21 protein-coding genes and 1 pseudogene are annotated in these 19,720 nt (G+C 64.9%); 18 read left to right on the top strand and 4 right to left on the bottom strand.

What is annotated here, in order from left to right; genetic code table 11:
* The first annotated feature begins 7 nt into the window (after positions 1-7).
* The 5 genes from rbfA (at position 8) to ASE11_RS17265 (ending at position 5,449) form a co-directional block, all read left to right on the top strand.
* Positions 8-379 carry a 30S ribosome-binding factor RbfA gene (rbfA, locus tag ASE11_RS17285; protein WP_056274571.1) on the top strand — a complete coding sequence of 124 codons (372 nt, stop codon included), beginning with the start codon at positions 8-10 and terminating at the stop codon, positions 377-379.
* Between the two features lie 2 nt (positions 380-381).
* Positions 382-1,371, top strand: a complete 990-nt coding sequence (truB, locus tag ASE11_RS17280) for a tRNA pseudouridine(55) synthase TruB (RefSeq protein ID WP_056274569.1) — start codon at positions 382-384, stop codon at positions 1,369-1,371.
* Complete coding sequence (gene typA, locus ASE11_RS17275) at positions 1,368-3,194, top strand: translational GTPase TypA (RefSeq protein ID WP_056274567.1); 1,827 nt, start codon at positions 1,368-1,370, stop codon at positions 3,192-3,194. Before truB ends, typA begins: the two co-directional genes overlap by 4 nt.
* Before the next feature lie 112 nt (positions 3,195-3,306).
* Positions 3,307-4,326, top strand: coding sequence for a DMT family transporter (locus ASE11_RS17270; RefSeq protein ID WP_056274565.1), 1,020 nt, complete (start codon positions 3,307-3,309; stop codon positions 4,324-4,326).
* Between the two features lie 22 nt (positions 4,327-4,348).
* Complete coding sequence (locus tag ASE11_RS17265; RefSeq protein ID WP_056274562.1) at positions 4,349-5,449, top strand: enoyl-CoA hydratase/isomerase family protein; 1,101 nt, start codon at positions 4,349-4,351, stop codon at positions 5,447-5,449.
* A 15-nt stretch (positions 5,450-5,464) separates the two neighbouring features.
* Here the strand turns inward: ASE11_RS17265 and smpB are convergent, their stop codons facing one another.
* Entirely contained in the window at positions 5,465-5,959 is a 495-nt protein-coding gene (gene smpB, locus ASE11_RS17260; protein WP_056274560.1) for an SsrA-binding protein SmpB, read from the bottom strand.
* Between the two features lie 48 nt (positions 5,960-6,007).
* Here smpB and ASE11_RS17255 point away from each other — a divergent pair, with 48 nt between their 5' ends.
* Entirely contained in the window at positions 6,008-6,454 is a 447-nt protein-coding gene (locus ASE11_RS17255; RefSeq protein WP_056274558.1) for a type II toxin-antitoxin system RatA family toxin, read from the top strand.
* Positions 6,455-6,461: 7 nt separating this feature from the next.
* Complete coding sequence (locus ASE11_RS17250) at positions 6,462-6,791, top strand: RnfH family protein (RefSeq protein WP_056274557.1); 330 nt, start codon at positions 6,462-6,464, stop codon at positions 6,789-6,791.
* A 22-nt stretch (positions 6,792-6,813) separates the two neighbouring features.
* Here the strand turns inward: ASE11_RS17250 and ASE11_RS17245 are convergent, their stop codons facing one another.
* Entirely contained in the window at positions 6,814-7,305 is a 492-nt protein-coding gene (locus ASE11_RS17245) for a DUF4124 domain-containing protein (protein ID WP_056275039.1), read from the bottom strand.
* A 219-nt stretch (positions 7,306-7,524) separates the two neighbouring features.
* Between ASE11_RS17245 and guaB the strand changes: the two genes are divergently transcribed.
* Positions 7,525-8,994 (top strand): IMP dehydrogenase, encoded by a 1,470-nt coding sequence (guaB, locus tag ASE11_RS17240; RefSeq protein WP_056275037.1) that lies wholly within the window; start codon positions 7,525-7,527, stop codon positions 8,992-8,994.
* Positions 8,995-9,064: 70 nt separating this feature from the next.
* The gene (gene guaA / locus ASE11_RS17235) at positions 9,065-10,681 is read left to right on the top strand and encodes a glutamine-hydrolyzing GMP synthase (protein ID WP_056274553.1); all 1,617 of its coding nucleotides are present in this window, start codon (positions 9,065-9,067) and stop codon (positions 10,679-10,681) included.
* A 40-nt stretch (positions 10,682-10,721) separates the two neighbouring features.
* Here the strand turns inward: guaA and ASE11_RS17230 are convergent, their stop codons facing one another.
* Positions 10,722-11,765: a LacI family DNA-binding transcriptional regulator gene (locus tag ASE11_RS17230; RefSeq protein WP_082585819.1), complete on the bottom strand. Its 1,044-nt coding sequence runs from the start codon at positions 11,763-11,765 to the stop codon at positions 10,722-10,724.
* Positions 11,766-11,966: 201 nt separating this feature from the next.
* Between ASE11_RS17230 and ASE11_RS17225 the strand changes: the two genes are divergently transcribed.
* From ASE11_RS17225 to ASE11_RS26735, 9 genes are all read left to right on the top strand, one after another.
* Positions 11,967-12,848 (top strand): tripartite tricarboxylate transporter substrate binding protein, encoded by an 882-nt coding sequence (locus tag ASE11_RS17225; RefSeq protein ID WP_162258062.1) that lies wholly within the window; start codon positions 11,967-11,969, stop codon positions 12,846-12,848.
* 165 nt (positions 12,849-13,013) lie between these two features.
* Positions 13,014-14,402: an ATP-binding protein gene (locus ASE11_RS17220; protein ID WP_082585817.1), complete on the top strand. Its 1,389-nt coding sequence runs from the start codon at positions 13,014-13,016 to the stop codon at positions 14,400-14,402.
* A 1-nt stretch (position 14,403) separates the two neighbouring features.
* A complete protein-coding gene (locus ASE11_RS17215; protein WP_056274543.1) occupies positions 14,404-14,763 on the top strand; it encodes a response regulator in 360 nt (119 codons plus the stop codon).
* The gene (locus tag ASE11_RS17210; RefSeq protein WP_056274540.1) at positions 14,760-16,106 is read left to right on the top strand and encodes an ATP-binding protein; all 1,347 of its coding nucleotides are present in this window, start codon (positions 14,760-14,762) and stop codon (positions 16,104-16,106) included. Before ASE11_RS17215 ends, ASE11_RS17210 begins: the two co-directional genes overlap by 4 nt.
* Complete coding sequence (locus tag ASE11_RS17205; protein ID WP_056274538.1) at positions 16,103-16,540, top strand: ATP-binding protein; 438 nt, start codon at positions 16,103-16,105, stop codon at positions 16,538-16,540. Before ASE11_RS17210 ends, ASE11_RS17205 begins: the two co-directional genes overlap by 4 nt.
* Positions 16,541-16,555: 15 nt before the next feature.
* A complete protein-coding gene (locus tag ASE11_RS17200; RefSeq protein ID WP_056274535.1) occupies positions 16,556-16,900 on the top strand; it encodes an STAS domain-containing protein in 345 nt (114 codons plus the stop codon).
* Positions 16,897-17,784, top strand: a complete 888-nt coding sequence (locus ASE11_RS17195) for a patatin-like phospholipase family protein (RefSeq protein ID WP_056274532.1) — start codon at positions 16,897-16,899, stop codon at positions 17,782-17,784. The genes ASE11_RS17200 and ASE11_RS17195 overlap by 4 nt, the downstream gene beginning before the upstream one ends.
* A gap of 30 nt (positions 17,785-17,814) precedes the next feature.
* Positions 17,815-19,020: a PP2C family protein-serine/threonine phosphatase gene (locus ASE11_RS17190; protein ID WP_082585814.1), complete on the top strand. Its 1,206-nt coding sequence runs from the start codon at positions 17,815-17,817 to the stop codon at positions 19,018-19,020.
* Between the two features lie 59 nt (positions 19,021-19,079).
* Positions 19,080-19,520: a GNAT family N-acetyltransferase gene (locus tag ASE11_RS26735; RefSeq protein ID WP_162258061.1), complete on the top strand. Its 441-nt coding sequence runs from the start codon at positions 19,080-19,082 to the stop codon at positions 19,518-19,520.
* A 74-nt stretch (positions 19,521-19,594) separates the two neighbouring features.
* Here ASE11_RS26735 and ASE11_RS26730 read toward each other — a convergent pair.
* Positions 19,595-19,720: pseudogene (locus ASE11_RS26730) on the bottom strand (FAD-dependent oxidoreductase); the annotation flags it as partial.

Here is a 19,720-nt window from a genome sequence, read left to right as displayed (position 1 = left end):
GATCTGCATGGTTCGCAAAGCCTCCTCCACCCCCAACCGCGGTTTCCGCGTGGCCGACCAGATCCAGCGCGATCTGGCCGAGCTGATCGCGCGCGAGTTGAAAGACCGGCGGGTGGGCATGGTCACGATCAATGCGGTCGAGGTCACGCCCGACTACGCGCACGCCAAGGTGTTCTTCAGCCTGCTGACCGGTGATCCGCAGGAGACGCTGGAGGGCCTCAACGCTGCGGCGGGTTTCCTGCGCAGCGGTTTGTTCAAGCGCCTGCACATCCACACCGTGCCCACGCTGCATTTCGTGTTCGACCGCACCACCGAGCGCGCGGCTGACATGAACGCCTTGATTTCCAAGGCGGTCTCTTCTCGTTCAAAGGAAGAGTAGTCATGCACGCGCCAAGCACGAGGGTGCAGCGGCGCCCTGTGCACGGGGTGCTGTTGCTCGACAAACCGCTGGGTCTCTCCAGCAACCAGGCTTTGCAAAAGGCCAAATGGTTGCTGCGTGCTGAAAAGGCGGGTCACACCGGCACGCTGGATCCACTGGCCAGTGGTGTACTGCCGCTGTGTTTTGGCGCGGCCACCAAGTTCAGCCAGATCCATCTGGACGCCGACAAGACTTACGAGACCGTGGTCCGTCTCGGCGTGAAGACGCGCACCGGCGATGCCGAATGCGATGTGCTCCAGACCCGCGACGTGGCTTGCACGCCGGGGCAGGTGGTCGAGGTGCTGGACCGCTTCATGGGCCCCATTGCCCAGGTGCCCCCCATGCACAGCGCCTTGAAGAAAGACGGCAAGCCCCTCTACGAATATGCCCGCCAGGGCGAGACGGTGGAGCGCGAGGCGCGCCTTGTCCTCATTCACGACCTGGACCTGCTGGACATGCGGTTGCAGGGGGACGCACCGTTCCTGCGCCTGCGTGTGCGCTGCAGCAAGGGCACCTACATCCGCACGCTGGGTGAAGACATCGCCGAGGCCCTGGGCTGCGGTGGTCATCTCAGCATGCTGCGGCGCACCGAGACCGGCTCCTTCGATGCGTCGCAGTGCATCACGCTCGAAGCACTGGAAGCCCTCGATGAAGGCGAGCGCATGGCGCGGTTGCTGCCGGTTCAAGCCTTGCTGGACGGACACGAGGTCGTCACGCTCGACGCCATGGACGCCGGACGCTTCCTCAGCGGCCTGCGCCGTCGCGGCGCCTGGGGCGACAACGAGCGGGTGGCCGTGTTCGGCCCGGTGCCCGCAGGCGAAGAATCCTTTTCCCACGAACCCGTGCTGCTGGGCAGCGCGCACACCCAATCGGGTGAACTGATCCCGGGGCGACTGCTGAGCCCCTCCGAAATACAGCAAATCCTGGAAACCTCACCGGAACTCGCATCATGAGCAAACAAATCCGCAACATCGCCATCATCGCCCACGTTGACCACGGCAAAACCACCATGGTCGACCAGCTGCTTCGCCAGTCGGGCACCTTCGCCGAGCACGAGAAAATCGTCGACACGGTGATGGACAACAACGCCATCGAACGCGAGCGGGGCATCACGATCCTGGCCAAGAACTGTGCCGTGAGCTGGGAAGGCACGCACATCAACATCGTCGATACCCCCGGCCACGCGGATTTCGGTGGTGAAGTCGAACGCGCCCTGTCCATGGTGGACGGCGTGGTGCTGCTGATCGACGCGCAGGAAGGCCCGATGCCGCAGACGCGCTTCGTGACCAAGAAAGCGCTCGCCCTGGGTCTGAAGCCCATCGTGGTCGTGAACAAGGTGGACAAGCCGGGCGCTCGCCCCGACGCAGTCATCAATGCCGCGTTCGACCTGTTCGACAAGCTCGGCGCCAACGACGAGCAACTCGATTTCCCGGTGGTCTATGCCTCGGGCATCAACGGCTGGACGTCACTGGTCGAAGGCGCACCGGGCGAGCAGTGGGGCCCGGACATGTCGGCCTTGTTCAACACTGTGCTCAAGCATGTGAAACCTCAAGAGGGTGACCCGGCGGCACCGCTGCAGTTGCAGGTGTCGGCACTCGACTTCTCGACCTTCGTCGGCCGCATCGGCGTGGGCCGCATCAGCCAGGGCACGATCAGGCCCAACATGGATGTGGTCGTGATGGAGGGCGAGGACGGCAAGGTCGTCAAAGGCCGCGTCAACCAGGTGCTGAAGTTCCAGGGCCTGGACCGCGTGCAAGTGACCGAAGCCGGTCCAGGCGACATCGTTCTCATCAACGGCATTCCCGATATCGGTATCGGCGTGACCGTGACCGATCCGCTGAACCCCGCGCCGCTGCCCATGCTCAAGATCGACGAGCCGACGCTGACCATGAACTTCTGCGTGAACACCAGCCCGCTGGCTGGCCGTGAAGGCAAGTACGTGACCAGCCGCCAGATCTGGGACCGCCTGCAGAAAGAGCTGCAGCACAACGTGGCCCTGCGCGTGAAGGAAACCGACGAAGACGGCATCTTTGAAGTGATGGGCCGCGGCGAACTGCACCTGACCATCCTGCTGGAAAACATGCGCCGCGAAGGCTATGAACTCGCGGTGTCCAAGCCGCGCGTGGTGTTCCGCGACATCGATGGCGTGCGCCACGAGCCTATCGAGATGGTGACGGCCGACATCGAAGAGCAGCACCAGGGTGGCGTGATGCAGGCACTGGGCGAGCGCAAAGGTGAACTGGCCAACATGGAGCCCGATGGCCGTGGCCGTGTGCGCCTGGAGTACCGGATTCCAGCGCGTGGCCTGATCGGTTTCACCAACGAATTCCTGAACCTGACGCGCGGCTCCGGCCTGATCGCCAACATCTTCGATGGCTACGAGCCGCACAAGGGCGACATCGCCAGCCGCAAGAACGGCGTGCTGATCTCCATGGACGACGGTGAAATCTTCACCTACGCCCTGGGCAAGCTTGACGACCGTGGCCGCATGTTCGTTCGCGCCGGCGACCCGGTGTACGAAGGCATGATTGTGGGCATCCACAACCGCGACAACGACCTGATCGTCAACGCCACCCGCACCAAGCAGCTGACCAACTTCCGTGTCAGTGGCAAGGAAGACGCGATCAAGATCACGCCACCGGTCGACCTCAACCTGGAGTACGGTGTCGAGTTCATCGAAGACGACGAACTGGTCGAGATCACGCCCAAGAGCGTGCGCCTGCGCAAGCGTTTCCTGAAGGAAAGCGATCGCAAGCGCGCCTCCAAAAGCGCCTGAAGTATCCGTTCGCCCTGAGCCTGCCCTTCGACAAGCTCAGGATGATCGGAGCTCGGGGCTTCGGCAAGCTCAACCCCAATGGGGTGGCGTAACCTGAACGGCAAAGACATCCATGCCCTTTCGCGCCCTCAACCGCCTGACCCACACCCAGGCGGTTTTTCTCATGCTGGCGGTCACGCTCATGTGGTCGATCGCCGGTGTGGTGTCGCGCCAACTCGAATCGGCGGCGCATTTTGAGGTCACGTTCTGGCGCAGTGCCTTCACCGCGCTCTCGCTGCTGGTGATCCTGCCCGTCTGGCGCCGGATGGACCGAAGCCAGGGTCACCTGATCGACCCTGCACTGGCGCCTTCGCTGCGCACGTGGCTCAAGCGCCACTGGGGACTGATTCCCGAGTCGCCGGCCTTCTGGATCTCGGGCGTCTGCTGGTCGGTGATGTTCACCGCGTTCATGTTGGCCCTGACCTTCACCAGCGTGGCCAACGTGCTGATCATCATGTCGATCGGTCCGCTGCTCACCGCGCTGGTCGCGCGACTCTTCATCGGACAGCAACTGGCCATGCGCACCTGGCTGGCCATCCTGGCCGCCGGGGCGGGCATTGCGTACATGTACGGCAGCCAGTTCGTCCAGGCGCTGACCCATCCCGAGATCGACACCGGCGGGCTGTTGCTGGGATCGCTTACCGCGCTGTGCGTGCCCATCGCCGGTGCCATCAACTGGACCGTGGTGCAACGTGGCCAGACCCACGGGGAAAAGATCGATCTCGTGCCCTCGGTGCTGCTGGGCGCGGTGATCTCGTCGGTGCTCACGCTGCCCCTGGCCCTGCCGTTTTCGGCCACCGGCAGCGACGTGGCCTGGCTGGCCCTGCTCGGCCTGGTGCAACTGGCGATTCCCTGCGCACTCTCGGTGGTGTGCGCGCGTGTCCTCAAGGCACCAGAGGTCTCGCTGCTGGCCTTGCTGGAGGTGATCTTCGGCATCCTGCTGGTCTGGGTCCTGGCCAACGAAGTACCCGGTGACGAAGTGCTGCTGGGCGGCAGTGTGGTGATTGGCGCCCTGGTGATCAACGAGTTGCTGGGCTGGCGCTCACGAGCAGGTTCACCGCGCATCCAGACCGTCGACCAGCAGCCACAATGAACGATCTTCCGGAAGAACAACAATGAACGCCTCAGTGCCAGAAACCCACGTCATTGCCGAAGTCCAGGGCCGCGTTGGCTGCATCACGCTCAACCGCCCCAAGGCCCTCAATGCCTTGTCGCTCGACATGATCCGCCGCATCACACAGGCGTTGGTGGCCTGGCGCGATGACGATCAAGTGCAGGCGGTCGCGGTGCGCGGCGTCAACAAGGAAGGCCCGTTCGGCAGCTTCTGCGCGGGCGGCGACATCCGCTTCTTCCACCAGGCTGCGCTCTCGGGCGACGCTTCGCTGGAAGATTTCTTCACCGAAGAGTACGCACTCAACCACCTGATCCACACCTATCCCAAGCCCTATATCGCCTTCATGGACGGCATCGTCATGGGTGGCGGCATGGGGATCAGCCAGGGGGCGAGCCTGCGCATCGTCACCGAGCGCAGCAAGCTCGCCATGCCGGAGACCCACATCGGCCTGTTCCCCGATGTAGGCGGTGGTTACTTCCTGAGCCGCTGCCCGGGCCGTCTGGGCGAATACCTCGCGCTCACGGGGCAGACGCTCGGCGCGCGCGACGCCATGGCAGCGGGACTGGCCGACGGCTTCATCGAGTCGGGTCGCCTTGTCGGCCTCTGGAACTCGCTGGCGCAGACCCCCTTCGAGAACGGTGCCTCGGTGGAGCGCTGGTGCGCCAGCCACCTCAGCACCACCGTTTCGCCGGGCAGCTGGCCGGCCAAGGAGATCGACCGTGTGTTTGGGTTGCCCGACATGCACGCCATCATCTCCACGCTGGAGTCGGGTGATGGAGAGTGGGCCAAGGCCACTGCCGCCACCCTGCGCCATCGCTCACCGCTGATGCTGCACGTGGTGCTGGAGCAGGTGCGCCGCGCCCGCGCCATGGGCCTGACCGACAACCTGCGCATGGAGCGTGGCATGGTGTACCGGTGCTTCCACCTGCGCCCGGGTGCCGCCAGCGAAACGGTGGAAGGCATCCGTGCCTTGGCGGTGGACAAGGACCACCAACCGCGCTGGAACCCCGAGCGCATCGAGGATGTGGGAAGAGGGCACGTGGCCGCGTTCTTCGAAAGTCCGTGGACGGCGGACGCGCATCCGCTCAAACACCTGGGCTGAACGCCACGCGCAGCCTCAGCGGTTGCGCGACTTCATCGCCCGGTCCACCTCGCGCTTGCCTTCGCGGTCCTTGATGGTGTCGCGCTTGTCGTGCTCGGCCTTGCCCTTGGCCAGGGCCAGGTCGCATTTGACCTTGCCGTTCTTCCAATGCAGATTGAGTGGCACGAGCGTGTAGCCCTTCTGCTCAACCTTGCCAATGAGGCGGCGGATCTCGTCCTTGTTCAGCAGCAGCTTCTTGGTGCGCACCGCGTCCGGGCTGACGTGCGTGGATGCCGTGTGCAGCGCGTTGATCTGGCAGCCGATGAGGAACAGCTCGCCGTTGCGAATGACCACGTAGCCGTCGGTGAGTTGCACCTTGCCCTCGCGCAGGGCCTTCACTTCCCAGCCTTCGAGCACCATGCCCGCTTCAAAGCGCTCCTCGATGGCGTAGTTGAAGAACGCCTTCTTGTTGTCGGCGATGCGGCTGTCGAGGCCTTTGGTGGGAGTTGCTTTGCTGTTTTTGGTGGCCATGACGCGCGAGGTGCGGCCGTTTCAGGCCAATACAATGAGTTCGATTGTATGAAAACGATTCACAAGAATGTCTTGCTCTGGCACAGCGCGCACGAAATGTTCGCCCTGGTCACCAACATCGAACACTACCCGCAGTTTCTGCCTTGGTGCGATCACGGCGAAGTGCTGGAGCAATTCGAGGACGGGATGGTCGCGCGCGTGGGCATGGCCTTCAGCGGACTGCGCCACAACTTCACCACGCGCAACACGCATGAGACCGACCGCAAAGTACTCATGGAACTGGTCGATGGCCCATTCTCCAGGCTGGACGGTGTCTGGGCGTTCACGCCCTTGGGGGAAGGCAGCCAGCGCGCCTGCAAGGTGGAGTTCACCCTGACCTATGGTTTTTCAAGCACCACACTCGCAGCGCTCGTGGGCCCGGTGTTTGACAAGATCGCTGGCAATCTGGTGGACGCGTTCGTCAAGCGCGCCGATCAGGTGTACGGCGCAGACTGAGCGAAGCATGCAGATCACCCTGATCCATTCGAAGGCACCGCGCCATGTGCACGAACTCGGCCTGCAAGTGCCCGAGGGATGCACGGCGCAGATGGCGCTGGAGAAGGCCGGCTGGCTGAACGTCTACCCAGAACTGGGCACGCCCGCACTGACGCTGGGCGTGTGGGGTCGGCGTGTGAGCCCGGAGCATGTGCTGCGTGACGGAGATCGCCTGGAGGTGTATCGGGCGCTTCGGGTGGACCCGAAGGTGGCCCGCCGGGAGCGGTTCGTGGGGCAGGGCGCTCGCGGAACAGGCCTGTTTGCCCGAAGAAAAGCCGGCTCCAAGGCCGGCTACTGAATTCTTGATGCGCCGGGCTTGATCACTGCTTCGGCACAGGTCCGCAATCGCTGCGGATGATGCCATCCATGCGCCGAGATTCGGCGGCCTTGGCCTTGTCGTCCATGATCTCGCGCTCTCCCTTGGCGTTGGTGGTCGCCAGCCGCACGCCGGACTCCATCGTGATCTTCGCTTTTCGCGCTCGCTCGCAGCTCTCGGCACGCACCTTGGCCACCCGTTCCAGCTCGGCCTTTTTCTTCGCTTCCTCGGCCTGTTCGGCCTGTTTCTTTTTCGCTTCCAGCTCGGTGTCGCGAGCGGGGATCTGAGGCGCGGCAGGCGGGGTGGCGGCGGGTGCTGTCGATGGGGCCGGTTCTGCAACGACGATGGGGGCCGCCGTCATGCCCGGCTTCTTGAGGATGTTCTTGTCGGGGATGCTTGCAGGCGGCGGGGTGTCGCTGAACACCTTGCGGCCGGTGCCATCGACCCATTGCCATTGCGCCATCGCTGCTGAACTGAATGCGAGCAGCAGTCCCATCAGCAGTGGGTTGCGCCAGGACGGTTGAGGGGTGTTGGCTTGTGACATTGCATCAGTTTAGCCCTGAGTCCACCGGGCGCTGTGGCCGTCTGACACCCCACCGGGCACAAGCTGACGCAGCGGTGGTTTTTCGCGGCTGAGCGGTCGATGCTGCAGGCGCCGGCCCACGGGTTTGCCCTCGGGTCGGGCGGCTACAATCGACTCTTTTGGAGCTTTCCCATGCGCCTACTCGGCAAAGCGCTCACCTTCGACGATGTGTTGCTGGTGCCAGCGTACTCCCAGGTCCTGCCCAAGGACGCTTCTCTTGCCACCCAGTTCTCCCGCAATATCCAGTTGAACCTGCCCTTGGTTTCCGCGGCCATGGACACGGTCACCGAAGCCCGGCTGGCCATCGCCGTGGCCCAGGAAGGCGGCATAGGCATCATTCACAAAAACCTCACGCCGCAGGAGCAGGCGGCCCAGGTTGCCAAGGTCAAGCGCTACGAGTCCGGCGTGCTGCGCGACCCGGTGGTGATCTCGCCGCAAACCACCATCCGCCAGGTCATGAAGCTGTCCGACGATCTGGGCATCTCCGGTTTCCCGGTCGTCGAGTCTGGCCGTGTGGTGGGCATCGTCACCGGCCGCGACCTGCGTTTCGAAACCCGCTACGACCTGCCGGTGAGCGAGATCATGACGCCGCGCGAGCGCCTGATCACCATGCCCGACGGCACCACGCCGGCCGAGGCCAAGACCCTGCTCAACAAGCACAAGCTCGAACGCCTGCTGCTGGTCAACGACAGCTTTGAGCTCAAAGGCCTGATCACGGTGAAGGACATCACCAAGCAGCTCAACTTCCCCAACGCCGCGCGCGACGCCTCTGGCCGCCTGCGCGTGGGCGCGGCGGTGGGCGTGGGCGAAGGCACCGAAGAGCGCGTGGAAGCATTGGTGAAGGCCGGTGTGGACGCCATCGTGGTGGACACCGCTCATGGCCACAGCAAGGGCGTGATCGACCGTGTGCGCTGGGTCAAGCAGAACTACCCCCAGATTGACGTGATCGGCGGCAACATCGCCACGGGTGGCGCTGCCATGGCGCTGGTCGAAGCGGGCGCGGATGCGGTGAAGGTCGGTATCGGCCCTGGCTCCATCTGCACCACCCGCATCGTGGCGGGCGTGGGCGTGCCGCAGATCATGGCCATCGACAACGTGGCCACGGCCCTGCAAGGCACAGGCGTGCCGATGATCGCCGACGGCGGCATCCGCTACAGCGGTGACATCGCCAAGGCCATCGCGGCCGGTGCCAACACCGTGATGATGGGTGGCATGTTTGCCGGCACGGAAGAGTCGCCGGGCGAGATCGTCCTGTACCAGGGCCGCAGCTACAAGGGATACCGCGGCATGGGCTCCATCGGCGCCATGCAGCAGGGCAGCGCCGACCGCTACTTCCAGGAAAGCAGCACCGGCAACCCCAATGCCGACAAGCTGGTGCCAGAAGGCATCGAAGGCCGCGTGCCCTACAAGGGCTCGGTGGTCTCCATCATCTTCCAGATGGCCGGTGGTCTGCGTGCGGCCATGGGTTACTGCGGTTGCCCGAGCATCGAGCACATGCGGCACAAGGCGGAGTTCGTCGAGATCACTTCGGCCGGCATCCGCGAAAGCCACGTGCACGACGTGCAGATCACGAAAGAGGCACCCAACTACCGGGCGGACTGATCAGGTCCACTCCGCAGGCCGTCCGCGAGACGGCCTTTTTCTTTTCCCCTCACGCTCCACCGACCCCGCCATGCAGCACCAGAAAATCCTCATCCTCGATTTCGGTTCCCAGGTCACCCAGCTGATTGCCCGCCGGGTGCGGGAGGCCCATGTGTACTGTGAAGTGCATCCCTGCGACGTCAGCAGTGAATGGGTGCGGGAGTTTGCGGCCGACGGCCAGCTCAAGGGTGTGATCCTCTCCGGCAGCCACGCCAGCGTGTACGAGGTGGACGACAAGGCGCCCGACGTGGTTTACGAGCTGGGCATTCCGGTGCTTGGCATCTGCTACGGCATGCAGACCATGGCCCAGCAGCTCGGCGGCAAGGTGGAAGGCTCCCACACGCGTGAGTTCGGTTATGCCGAGGTGCGCGCACGCGGCCACACCGCGCTGCTCAAGGACATCGCCGATTTCCACACCCCCGACGGCCACGGCATGCTCAAGGTCTGGATGAGCCACGGCGACAAGGTCACCGAACTGCCTCCGGGCTTCAAGCTCATGGCCAGCACCGAGTCCTGCCCGATCGCTGGCATGGCCGACGAGGCGCGCCACTTCTATGCAGTGCAGTTCCACCCCGAGGTCACGCACACCGTGCAGGGCCGGGCGCTGCTGGAGCGCTTTGTGCTCGACATCTGCGCCACCCGACCCGACTGGGTGATGCGTGACCACATCGCCGAAGCCGTCGAGAAGATCCGCCAGCAGGTGGGCGACGAGGAGGTCATCCTGGGCCTCTCGGGCGGCGTCGATTCTTCGGTGGCCGCGGCGCTGATCCACCGCGCCATCGGCGACCAGCTCACCTGCGTGTTCGTCGACCACGGCCTGCTGCGCCTTAACGAGGGCGACATGGTGATGGATATGTTCGTCGGCAAGCTGCACGCCAAGGTGATTCGCGTGGACGCGGCCGACCAGTTCCTCGGCCACCTGGCCGGCGTGAGCGAGCCGGAGGCCAAGCGCAAGATCATCGGCCGCGAATTTGTCGAGGTCTTCAAGGCCGAAGCCGCCAAACTCATTTCAAGTGGTGCATCAACAAAAGGTGCCAAGTGGTTGGCACAAGGGACAATTTACCCGGACGTGATCGAATCCGGCGGTGCCAAGAGCAAGAAAGCCGTGACCATCAAGAGCCACCACAACGTGGGTGGCTTGCCCGAGCAACTGGGCCTGAAACTGCTGGAACCCCTGCGCGACCTGTTCAAGGACGAGGTGCGCGAACTCGGCGTGGCGCTCGGTCTGCCCCACGACATGGTCTACCGCCACCCGTTCCCGGGCCCGGGCCTGGGTGTGCGCATCCTGGGTGAGGTGAAGAAGGAATATGCCGACCTGCTGCGCCGGGCCGACGCGATCTTCATCGAAGAGCTGCGCTCCACCATCGACCACCCCAGCGGCAAGAGCTGGTACGACCTGACCAGCCAGGCCTTCACCGTGTTCCTGCCGGTCAAGAGCGTGGGCGTGATGGGCGATGGGCGCACTTACGACTACGTGGTCGCGTTGCGCGCGGTGCAGACCAGCGACTTCATGACCGCCGACTGGGCCGAGCTGCCGTACGCGCTGCTCAAGAAGGTCAGCAGCCGCATCATCAACGAGGTGCGCGGCATCAACCGCGTGACCTACGACGTGAGCTCCAAGCCGCCCGCGACGATCGAGTGGGAGTGATGGACGGCGATCGCCGATCGCTGCTGCAGAGGGCGGCCGGTCAGGCCGAGTCGCGCAGGACCAGCTGAAAGGGCTGCTCAAAGCCGCGGCCCGGGCGGTCCGCGTCGGGGCCGTCCAACCGTGCGATGAGCAATTCGGCTGCAAAGCGGCCGATGGCCTGTTCTGATCGGCGCACGGTGGTCAACGCAGGCTGCAGCAATTGCGCGGAAGGGATGTCGTCGAAGCCGGCCACCGCGACATCGTCGGGAATGCGTTTCCCCGCCGCGCGCAGCGCGCCCATCGCACCGATGGCCAGCAGGTCGTTGGCCGCGAACACGGCGCTGCAACGGAATTGACCCGCCAGTTCGGCGGCCATGGCGCGCGCACCGGCGTCTTGTGTGAAGTCATCGGCGGCAATGACGCAAGGCTCAAGCCCGGCTTTCTGCATCGCCGCATGAAAGCCGCGTTGGCGCTCCGCGCCCGGGCCCAACGGGCAGGACAGCATGGCGATGCGTTGGTGCCCTTTATCGATCAGGGCTTGCGTCATGGCCTGCGCCGCCGCTGCGTTGTCGATATAGATCTTGTCGATATCTCGGGACGGCTTGTGCGCCTGGCTTTCCATCTGCACCACGGCAACGCGTCCGCGCACTGCCTTCAGCAGCTCGGCTTCGTCTACGTGGAAGAAGACCGCCATCACACCGTCCACATGCCCCTGCGACAGCCACTGCAGCGCCCGGTGCTCGCGCTCGGGCGCGCCGTCGGTGTCGAAGATCATGGTGTCGTATCCCGCCGCATCGGCGGTGGACTGGAACCCCCGCACCAGGGCCGGGTACGTCGGGTTCGTGATGTCCGGGACGATGCAAGCCAGCGTGCGCGTGCGCGCAGACTGAAGATTGCGGGCCATGCGGTTGGGGACATAACCGAGCCGTTGTGCGGCCTGCCGTATGCGTTCGCGTGCCTCCTCCGACACGGTGGACGGCTCCACACCGTTGAGCACCAGCGACACGGCGGTCTGCGACAAGCCGGTGGCCACGGCGATGTCGCGCTGCGTGGGCCGTCGCAAGGCGACCGCGGGCGCTGGTGTGCCGGTCGTTGGCTTCTTCATATTGGGTTGCCATCCATAATGCGTATCACCATTTTGCACTCCCTGTCTGATTGCTGAGAGAGGGGGCGTCGTCCGGATGAGCCCCGAACAGAGGATTCCGCCATCAACCTCTCACGTCGCGCATTCACCCTGTCGGGCGTGGGCGCCGCTGTCGCCCCTCGCCTCCGCGCCCAGACCCGCACTGGCCATCTAACCATCCTGGTGGCGCAACCCGCTGGCGGCGTGACGGATATCTTCGCGCGCGCCGTGGCGCCGGCGCTGGGCCGGAGACTTGGGCGTGTCGTGGTGGTGGAGAACGTCACCGGAGCGAGCGGCTCCATCGCCGCCACCCGCTTGCTGGCGGCCGAGCCCGACGGCTCCACGCTCTTTGTCGGATCTCCTTCAGAGACCGTGCTCGCACCGCTCACCTTGCGCGCTGTCCGATACAAACCCAAGGACTTCCGCCTGCTGGGCCTGGTCAACGATTCGCCGTTGGCGCTGTACGCGCGCAGCGACTTGCCCGCGAACAACCTGGACGAACTCGTTGCGCTGGCGCGCAAGAGAGGCGACAGGCCCCTGAGCTATGGCAGCACAGGGCAGGGCTCGTTGTTCCACCTCGTCACGGAGATGCTGCTGTCCACCACAGGCATGCAGGCCACGCACGTGCCCTACCGCGGCGGCATGCCCATGTTGATCGACCTTCAGCGCGGCATCATCGACTTCACGATGCTGCCCGTGGACGCACTGCTGGGAAGCATGATCGCCGGCGGACGGATGAAGGTGCTGGGCGTCTCGTCTGCGCAGCGGCTCAAGCGGTTTCCCGCCGCCGCGACCTTCGACGAAAGCAGATCGGCGCCTGCCTTCGGTCGCCCGAGCATCTGGGTCGGCCTGCTGGTGCCCGCCGCGATGAGCGAAAGCATCAGCGTGCAGTTGCACGAGGTCGTCGCAGACGCGCTGGGCGATGCGGACGTGCGCCATGCCATTGATGCCGCTGGTGGGGCCGTGCCGTCCCGGATGTCACTGGTTGAGGCTGCGCGCTTCTACGCCGCAGACACCGTGAAGCTGGAGGCGTTGGCGAAGGCCGCGCACGTCGAGCCCCTGTAGTCGTTGTCGGGCCGGTTCCGGACTGCCGCTGCGATTCGCGATGCCCCGGTAACAAGTTGAATTTCCTGATGTAATACGTATTATGATACGCACTTCATAGGTGCTGGGCGGCAGAGCGTCCGGGTGTAACCGCCAGCATCACCTGCATTTGCAGAGAGACGTTCCTTGAATACCGCCACACAAGATCTGCCATCTCTGGAGTCGCCGCGACGGGTCCACCCGACTGTGCGCCTGGACTACGGTCTGCGCGTGGGTGGACACGGGTTCTTTGCCGCCGCAGCGATCTCGGTGTTGCAACTGCGGCCCATGCCTGTCGGCATCCTGGTGCTGATCTGCAGCGTTGCCTTGCTGTGGCCGCATCTGGCCTATCTGGTGGCAAGCCGGGCGCGCGACAGCAAGGCCGCCGAACAGCGGAACCTGCTGGTCGACAGCTTCCTGATGGGCGTGTTCACCTTGCTGACGGGCCTCGATCTGTGGATTGGAGTGGTGGCGTTCACCGCCGTCAACGCCGCCAACCTGAGCATCGGCGGGCTGCGCCTGGGCGTGATGGGTGCCGGCTGCTTCGCGTTCGGGGTCCTGGTTGCGGGACTGAGCACCGGTTTCAACGTGTTGCCGGTGCCGATGTTCGCGCACGCGATGACCGCACTGGCCGTCATCACCTACACGGCCGCGTTCGGGCTGGCGTCTCATTTTCAGACGCGGCACGCCATTGGCGCGAAACGGGAGGTTCACGCGCGCAACCTGGTCATCGAGCAACAGAAGGCGCACCTCGAACAGGCCCGCGAAATTGCCGAGCGGGCCCGTGAGCAGGCCGAAGCGGCCAACCTCACCAAAAGCACCTTCCTGGCCAACATGAGCCATGAGCTGCGCACGCCGCTCAATGCCGTGATCGGCTACACCGAGATGCTGGAAGAAGACTTCGCGGATCGCGAGGCGCTCAGCAGCTCGCTGGTCGATCTGGGTCACATCAAGGGTGCTGCGCGGCATCTGCTGCAAATGATCAACGACGTGCTGGATCTTTCAAAGATCGAAGCAGGCAAGATCGAATTGCACATCGAGTCCTTCCAGTTGGCCGAGCTTCTGGACCAGGTGGTTTCGACTACCCAGCCGCTGCTTGCCGTCAACCGCAACAAGCTGGAGGTGCACTGCGCGCCGGAATTGGGTTCGATGCAGTCCGACTTGACCAAGCTGCGACAGGTGCTGATCAACCTGGTGTCGAACGCGGCCAAATTCACCAGCGACGGTCGCATCTCGATCACCGCAGCAGGCGAGGCCGACACGCGTGGCCGACCCATTCTGGCGTTCGAGGTCCGCGACACGGGTATCGGCATGACGCCTTCGCAGTTGGACCGGCTGTTCCAGCCCTTCGTGCAGGCTGACGCCGAAACCACGCGAAAGTACGGCGGCACGGGCCTGGGATTGGCCATCAGCCGGCGCCTGTGTCGCCTGCTGGGCGGCGACGTGACGGCCACCAGTGCGCTCGCTGAGGGCAGCCTGTTCCGTGCAGTGGTGCTCATGAAGATGCCGGTCGTCGAAAGCACCGACGCGGACTGACATGCCAAAGATCCTGCTGGTCGAGGACAACGAACTCAACCGGGACATGTTGTCGCGGCGGCTGCTGCGGCGTGGCTTCGAGGTGGTGATGGCCTTCGACGGACCGGACGCCCTGCGCCTGGCGGAGAGCGCACGGCCAGATCTGATCTTGATGGACTTGAGCCTGCCGATCATGGACGGTTGGGAGGCCACGCGTCGCCTGAAGGCGGACATCGCCATGCGCGAGATCCCCGTGATCGCGCTCACCGCGCATGCCATGGAGGGCGACCGCCTGCGCGCGATGGAAGCAGGTTGCGACGACTTCGACACCAAGCCGATCGATCTCGAGAGGTTGCTGGCAAAGATCGAGGGACTGCTGTGACGGCGTTGACTGGCGTGTCGACGCTGCGGCGGCGCCTGTACGGCGGGGTGCGGGTGAACTACCCGGTGCGCATCGGCGCCCATCTGGCCGCTGCGTTGTTGCTGGGCTCGGTCTTTGCGATGCATCCGCCCGCGGCGCTGTGGTGGGCAGCGGTGATCATGCTGACGTGGCCGCATGTCGCCTACTGGCTGAGTTGCCGCTCAAGCGACAGCAAGCGCAGCGAGATGCGCGCCTTGCTGGTCGACTCGTTCCTGATCGGCGTCTACGGCGGGCTCTCCGGCTTCAACCCATGGATCATCGTTGCCCTGGGGGGGGCGATGCATGCCTCGAACCTCGGTTCGGGCGGGGGGCGGCACGCGGTGCGTGGCGTGATGGCCATGGGGATCGGCATCCTGACCGGCGCTGCGGTGACCGGCTTCGAATTCCGTCCAGACACCTCGTTGCTCACCATCGCGTTGTCGGCCGTGGCCGCCGCGCTCTATCTGTCGCTGTTCGGTCATGCGATTTATGCCGAATCGCTGCGCACCGCGAAGACGCGTGCGGCACTCGAAGAGCGCAATCGCGAGATCGAATCCCAGGCCGTGCACCTCGAACAGGCACGCAAGGAGGCCGTGCAGGCCAACAAGGCCAAGAGCGCCTTTCTGGCGAACATGAGCCATGAGTTGCGAACGCCACTCAACGCCGTGATCGGTTACGCCGAGCTGCTCGAAGAAGAACTGCCCGACAGCACGACTTCCGAGGCCCGCGCCGACCTGGGCCGCATCAAGCATGCTGCGACCGATTTGCTGTCGATGATCAACGCCGTGCTGGACCTCACCCGGCTGGACGCGAACAAGATCCACCTCAACCTCGAGGACTGCGACCTGCGTGGCCTGCTGTCGTCCGTCGAGGCCGCCGTGCAGCCCATGCTGGTCGCCAACGGAAATCGCATGCAGCTCGACGTGCAGCCGGGCCTGTCGCTGGTCCTTGCGGATGCACTGCGCTTGCGGCAAGTGCTGATCGCCTTGGTGTCCAACGCGGCCAAGTTCATGTCCCGCGGGACCGTGAAGCTGCGCGTTTCCACGTGCGAGCGACAACCCGGTGCGCTGGAGGTGCGGTTCGATGTCGAAGACACCGGCATCGGCCTGAGCCCCGAGGCGATCGGCAACCTGTTTCAGCCCTTTCTGCAGGCCGACGAGGGCACCACGCGTGCCTTTGGCGGCAGTGGTCTGGGCTTGGCGATCAGCCGCCGCCTGTGCAGGTTGATGGGTGGCGACATCGAGGTGAGCAGCACACCCGGCCAGGGCTCGTGCTTCACCGTCTGGCTGCCCCAGCCGGTCGCGCCACCGGAGCACCTCGCATGAACCGCATCGCGTGCACTGCCGAGCTCGCCAACCTGCCGGCGCTGATGTCCCTGGTCGACGGCCTGTGTGAGCGCGAGCAGATCGATGGCGCGACCTGCCACGACCTTCGACTCATCGTCGAGGAAGCCTGTGTCAACGTCATGCACCACGCCTATCCCGCAGGGCAGGCCGGTCCGCTGACGCTGGCGGCGGCGATCGTGCACCAGGACGGTCCACGCCGCATCGTGCTGACGCTGGAAGACCAGGGCAAACCCTTCGACCCGTTGTCGCTGGCACCCGTGGACGCCAGCGCTGCAGTCGAGGCACGCGCGCAGGGGGGCTTGGGCGTGCATCTCATCCGTCAATTGTCCGACCGCCAGCACTACCACCGCCACCCACTGCGCGGCAACGTCTTCACCATTGAAAAATTCCTCGTGCCGCCCGCATCCCATTGACCCCTGGAGAACGCCTTGCAGATCGACATCACACAACACGACACAGTCTTCGTCGTGGCCATCACTGGCAGCATAGACAGCCTCAACGTCGAACACCTGACCCAACGCTTTGCGGAGTCGATCTCGCTGAGCCATGTGCGTCTGGTGGCCGATTTTTCGCGGGTGAACTACACCAGCAGCGCCGGCTTGCGGTCCTTGCTGGGCACGGTCAAGAGCTGCCGCCTTGCCGGCGGCGATCTGCGCATGGCCGCGGTGCAGCCTCAGGTGCACCGGGTGCTCGAGATCGCCGGTTTTACCAGCATTCTCAACATCTTCCCCGACGTGCACCACGCGGTCGAGAGCTTCACGGAGGCCGCATGAAACGCGCGCCGGTTGAGGGTCCTGCGGTCACGCTGGTGATCGGCTCGGGCAGCGTCAAGTGCGCCGCCGCCATCGGGGTGGTCAAGGCCCTTTCCGACTCGGGCATCGGCATCGACCGCGTGGTCGGTTGCAGCGGTGGGGCCCTGTTCGCGGCCGCGGTGGCCATGGGCTTCGATGCCCCCAGGATGACGGAGATCACCCAGCGCACCTGGACCCGCAAGCTGACCTCCAGGCGAAACAACATGGGGTTCCTGCGTCTGCTGGCACCTCGGCTCTTCGGTTTCAAGCCGGAGAGTTTTGGTTTGCGTGACGACCGCCCGATGCTCGCGGCCTTTCGCGACGTCTTCGGAGCACAGCGCATCGAGGACACGCCGATTCCGCTCCACATCACGGCCACCGACTTCCAGAATGGCGAACTGGTCGACATCACCCGCGGCGACCTGGTCGATGCGATTCGCGCCAGCGTGTCCTTGCCCCTGGTGTTCCCGCCCGTGAAGAGGGACGGCCGGCTTCTGGTCGATGGCTATCTGGCCGACCCGCTGCCCGTCAGCGTGGCCATGAAGAACGGCAGCCGGGTGATCGTCGCGGTGGGCTTCGAGAGTCCGTACCAGGACAACATCCGCAGTGCAGGGCGCTTTGCGAGCCAGCTCAGCGCGATCCTTGCGAACAACCTGCTCAAGGCGCGCCTGGCATTCCAGAGCGCGGCGCACCACTCCGAGATGATCCTGATCCTGCCGCAGTTCAAGCAGCGTGTGGGCCTGTTCGACACCGCCAAGGTGCCCTACATCATCGAAGAAGGCGAGCAAGCCGCCTTGCAGCAACTGCCCTACCTTCATGCGCTGCTGAATTCAGAGCGCGAGCGCCTTGAACCCGCCACGGCGTGAAGGCGCGGAAGGCTTCAATCCGGTGTCCGCATGAAGCCCCGTCCGCCGCCCAATGACCAACTGGAGCGCCCGATGCGCATCCTGGTGGTCGACGACCTCGAGCTCAACCGCGACCTGCTGGCGCGCCGCGTGCAGCGGCTCGGCCACGAGGCTGGCGTCGCCGTCAATGGACGCGATGCACTCGACAAGCTGAGTCAGCAGGACTGGGACCTGGTGCTGCTGGACATCACCATGCCCGAAATGGACGGCTACGAAACCCTGCGGCGCATCCGGGCCGACCCGCTGTCGGCGCAACTGCCCGTGGTGATGGTCTCGGCCATCGACGAGAGCGAAAGCGTCGTGCGTTGCCTGGAGCTGGGGGCCGACGACTACCTGCCCAAGCCCTTCAACCCCGTGGTACTGCAGGCACGCGTCGAATCATCGCTGGCAAAAAAACGTCTGCAGGATCAAAAGAGCCAGTTGCTGCGGGCGCTCTCGCGCGAATTGCAGATCGGCCAGCGGATCCAGCAAGGCTTCCTGCCCGGGGAACTGCCGAGCCTGGCGGGATGGTCGCTGGGGGCCTGTTGTACGCCCGCCCGACAGGTCGGCGGCGACTTCTACGATGCTTACTCACTGCCGGGAGGTGCGCTTGCTTTCGTGGTCGCGGACGTGTGCGACAAGGGCGTGGGGGCGGCGCTCTACATGGCGCTGTTTCGCACGCTGTTGCGCGCGATGGCCTGCCAGGCGACGCAGGGCGAGACACCCCGCGCGACACTCAAGCGCAGCGTCGCTTTCGTCAACGACTACATCGCCACCGTGCACGGGCACGAGAACATGTTTGCCACGGTGTTCTTCGCGCTTCTGGAGCCGGACAGCGGGCGCGTGCACTACCTCAACGCGGGCCATGAAGCGCCGTTTGTCCAGCAGGCGGGCGGCGGCGCCTTGACCCGGCTCGGCGTCACCGGGCCGGCGGTCGGGTTGATGGCCGGCAAGAGCTTTGAAGTGCAGACCTTGACGGTGCAGCCAGGCGCCAGGCTGCTCCTGTACACCGATGGGGTGACCGAAGCGCTGGGCGTGTCGGGGCCTTTTGGTGAAGAGGCACTCGGGCATGCGTTTGCCCGTCATGCGGGCTCGGCGCAGGCCATGGTCGAGAGCATGCGAACGCAGCTGGCTGCCCATGTGGGCGCATTCGAACCGCATGACGACGTGACCTTGTTCTGTCTGACACGTGAATCCCCAAGAGGTGTTCAACCGTGACGCCAACAGCGCGACTCACTGTCTTCGTCCGCCGTGTGCGAATGGAGGACGCACAAACCATGCAAGGCTTTGTGCTGGGGTTGAGCGGACCGTCGCGGCGAAATCGCTTCCATGGGAGCGTGAACGGCGCCTCGCCCAAGTTGATTGCGTATCTGGTCAATGCCGACGGCATCCGCCATGCGGCCTGGGTGGCCTGCATCTGGGGTCCTGACGGCGAGGAAATCATCGGGGAGGCGGGTTGGTTCGTCGTCGACCCCGAGCGCGGCAGCGCCGAGCTGGCCCTGAGCGTGCTGGATGGGTGGCAGGGCTCCGGGGTGGCGAGCCGGCTGATGAACACCATCATGGTTGGCGCGCGCGATGCAGGCTTGCGCCACCTCTACGGCGACGTGCTCGACGTCAATGTGCGGATGCTGGCCTTCATGCGCAAGCACGGACTGGAGGCGGGTTTCGATGAGCCGCCCGACCGGGGCGTGGAGCGGGTCAGCTGCCAACTGACCTGAGCGTTCCGGGTCACGCGCATCCCTTCGTGCATCGCGGAAGAGCTGTTATTTGCACAGTTCCGGCGGATCGTAGTGCGCGCACTGGCGCCGGCCTGGCCACCGTAAGCGCGGCAGTCCACCACCACGCGCAAGCCTTCGGACGCTGCATGGACGGCTGTTGCCAGCCCGGCCGGGCCGGCGCCCACCACGGCCACATCGCC

It is taken from the genome of Hydrogenophaga sp. Root209, from assembly GCF_001428625.1.
Taxonomy (GTDB): domain Bacteria; phylum Pseudomonadota; class Gammaproteobacteria; order Burkholderiales; family Burkholderiaceae_C; genus Hydrogenophaga.
Note: the sequence above shows the minus strand (reverse complement) of the source record. Positions and strands in the feature narration are given on the sequence as shown.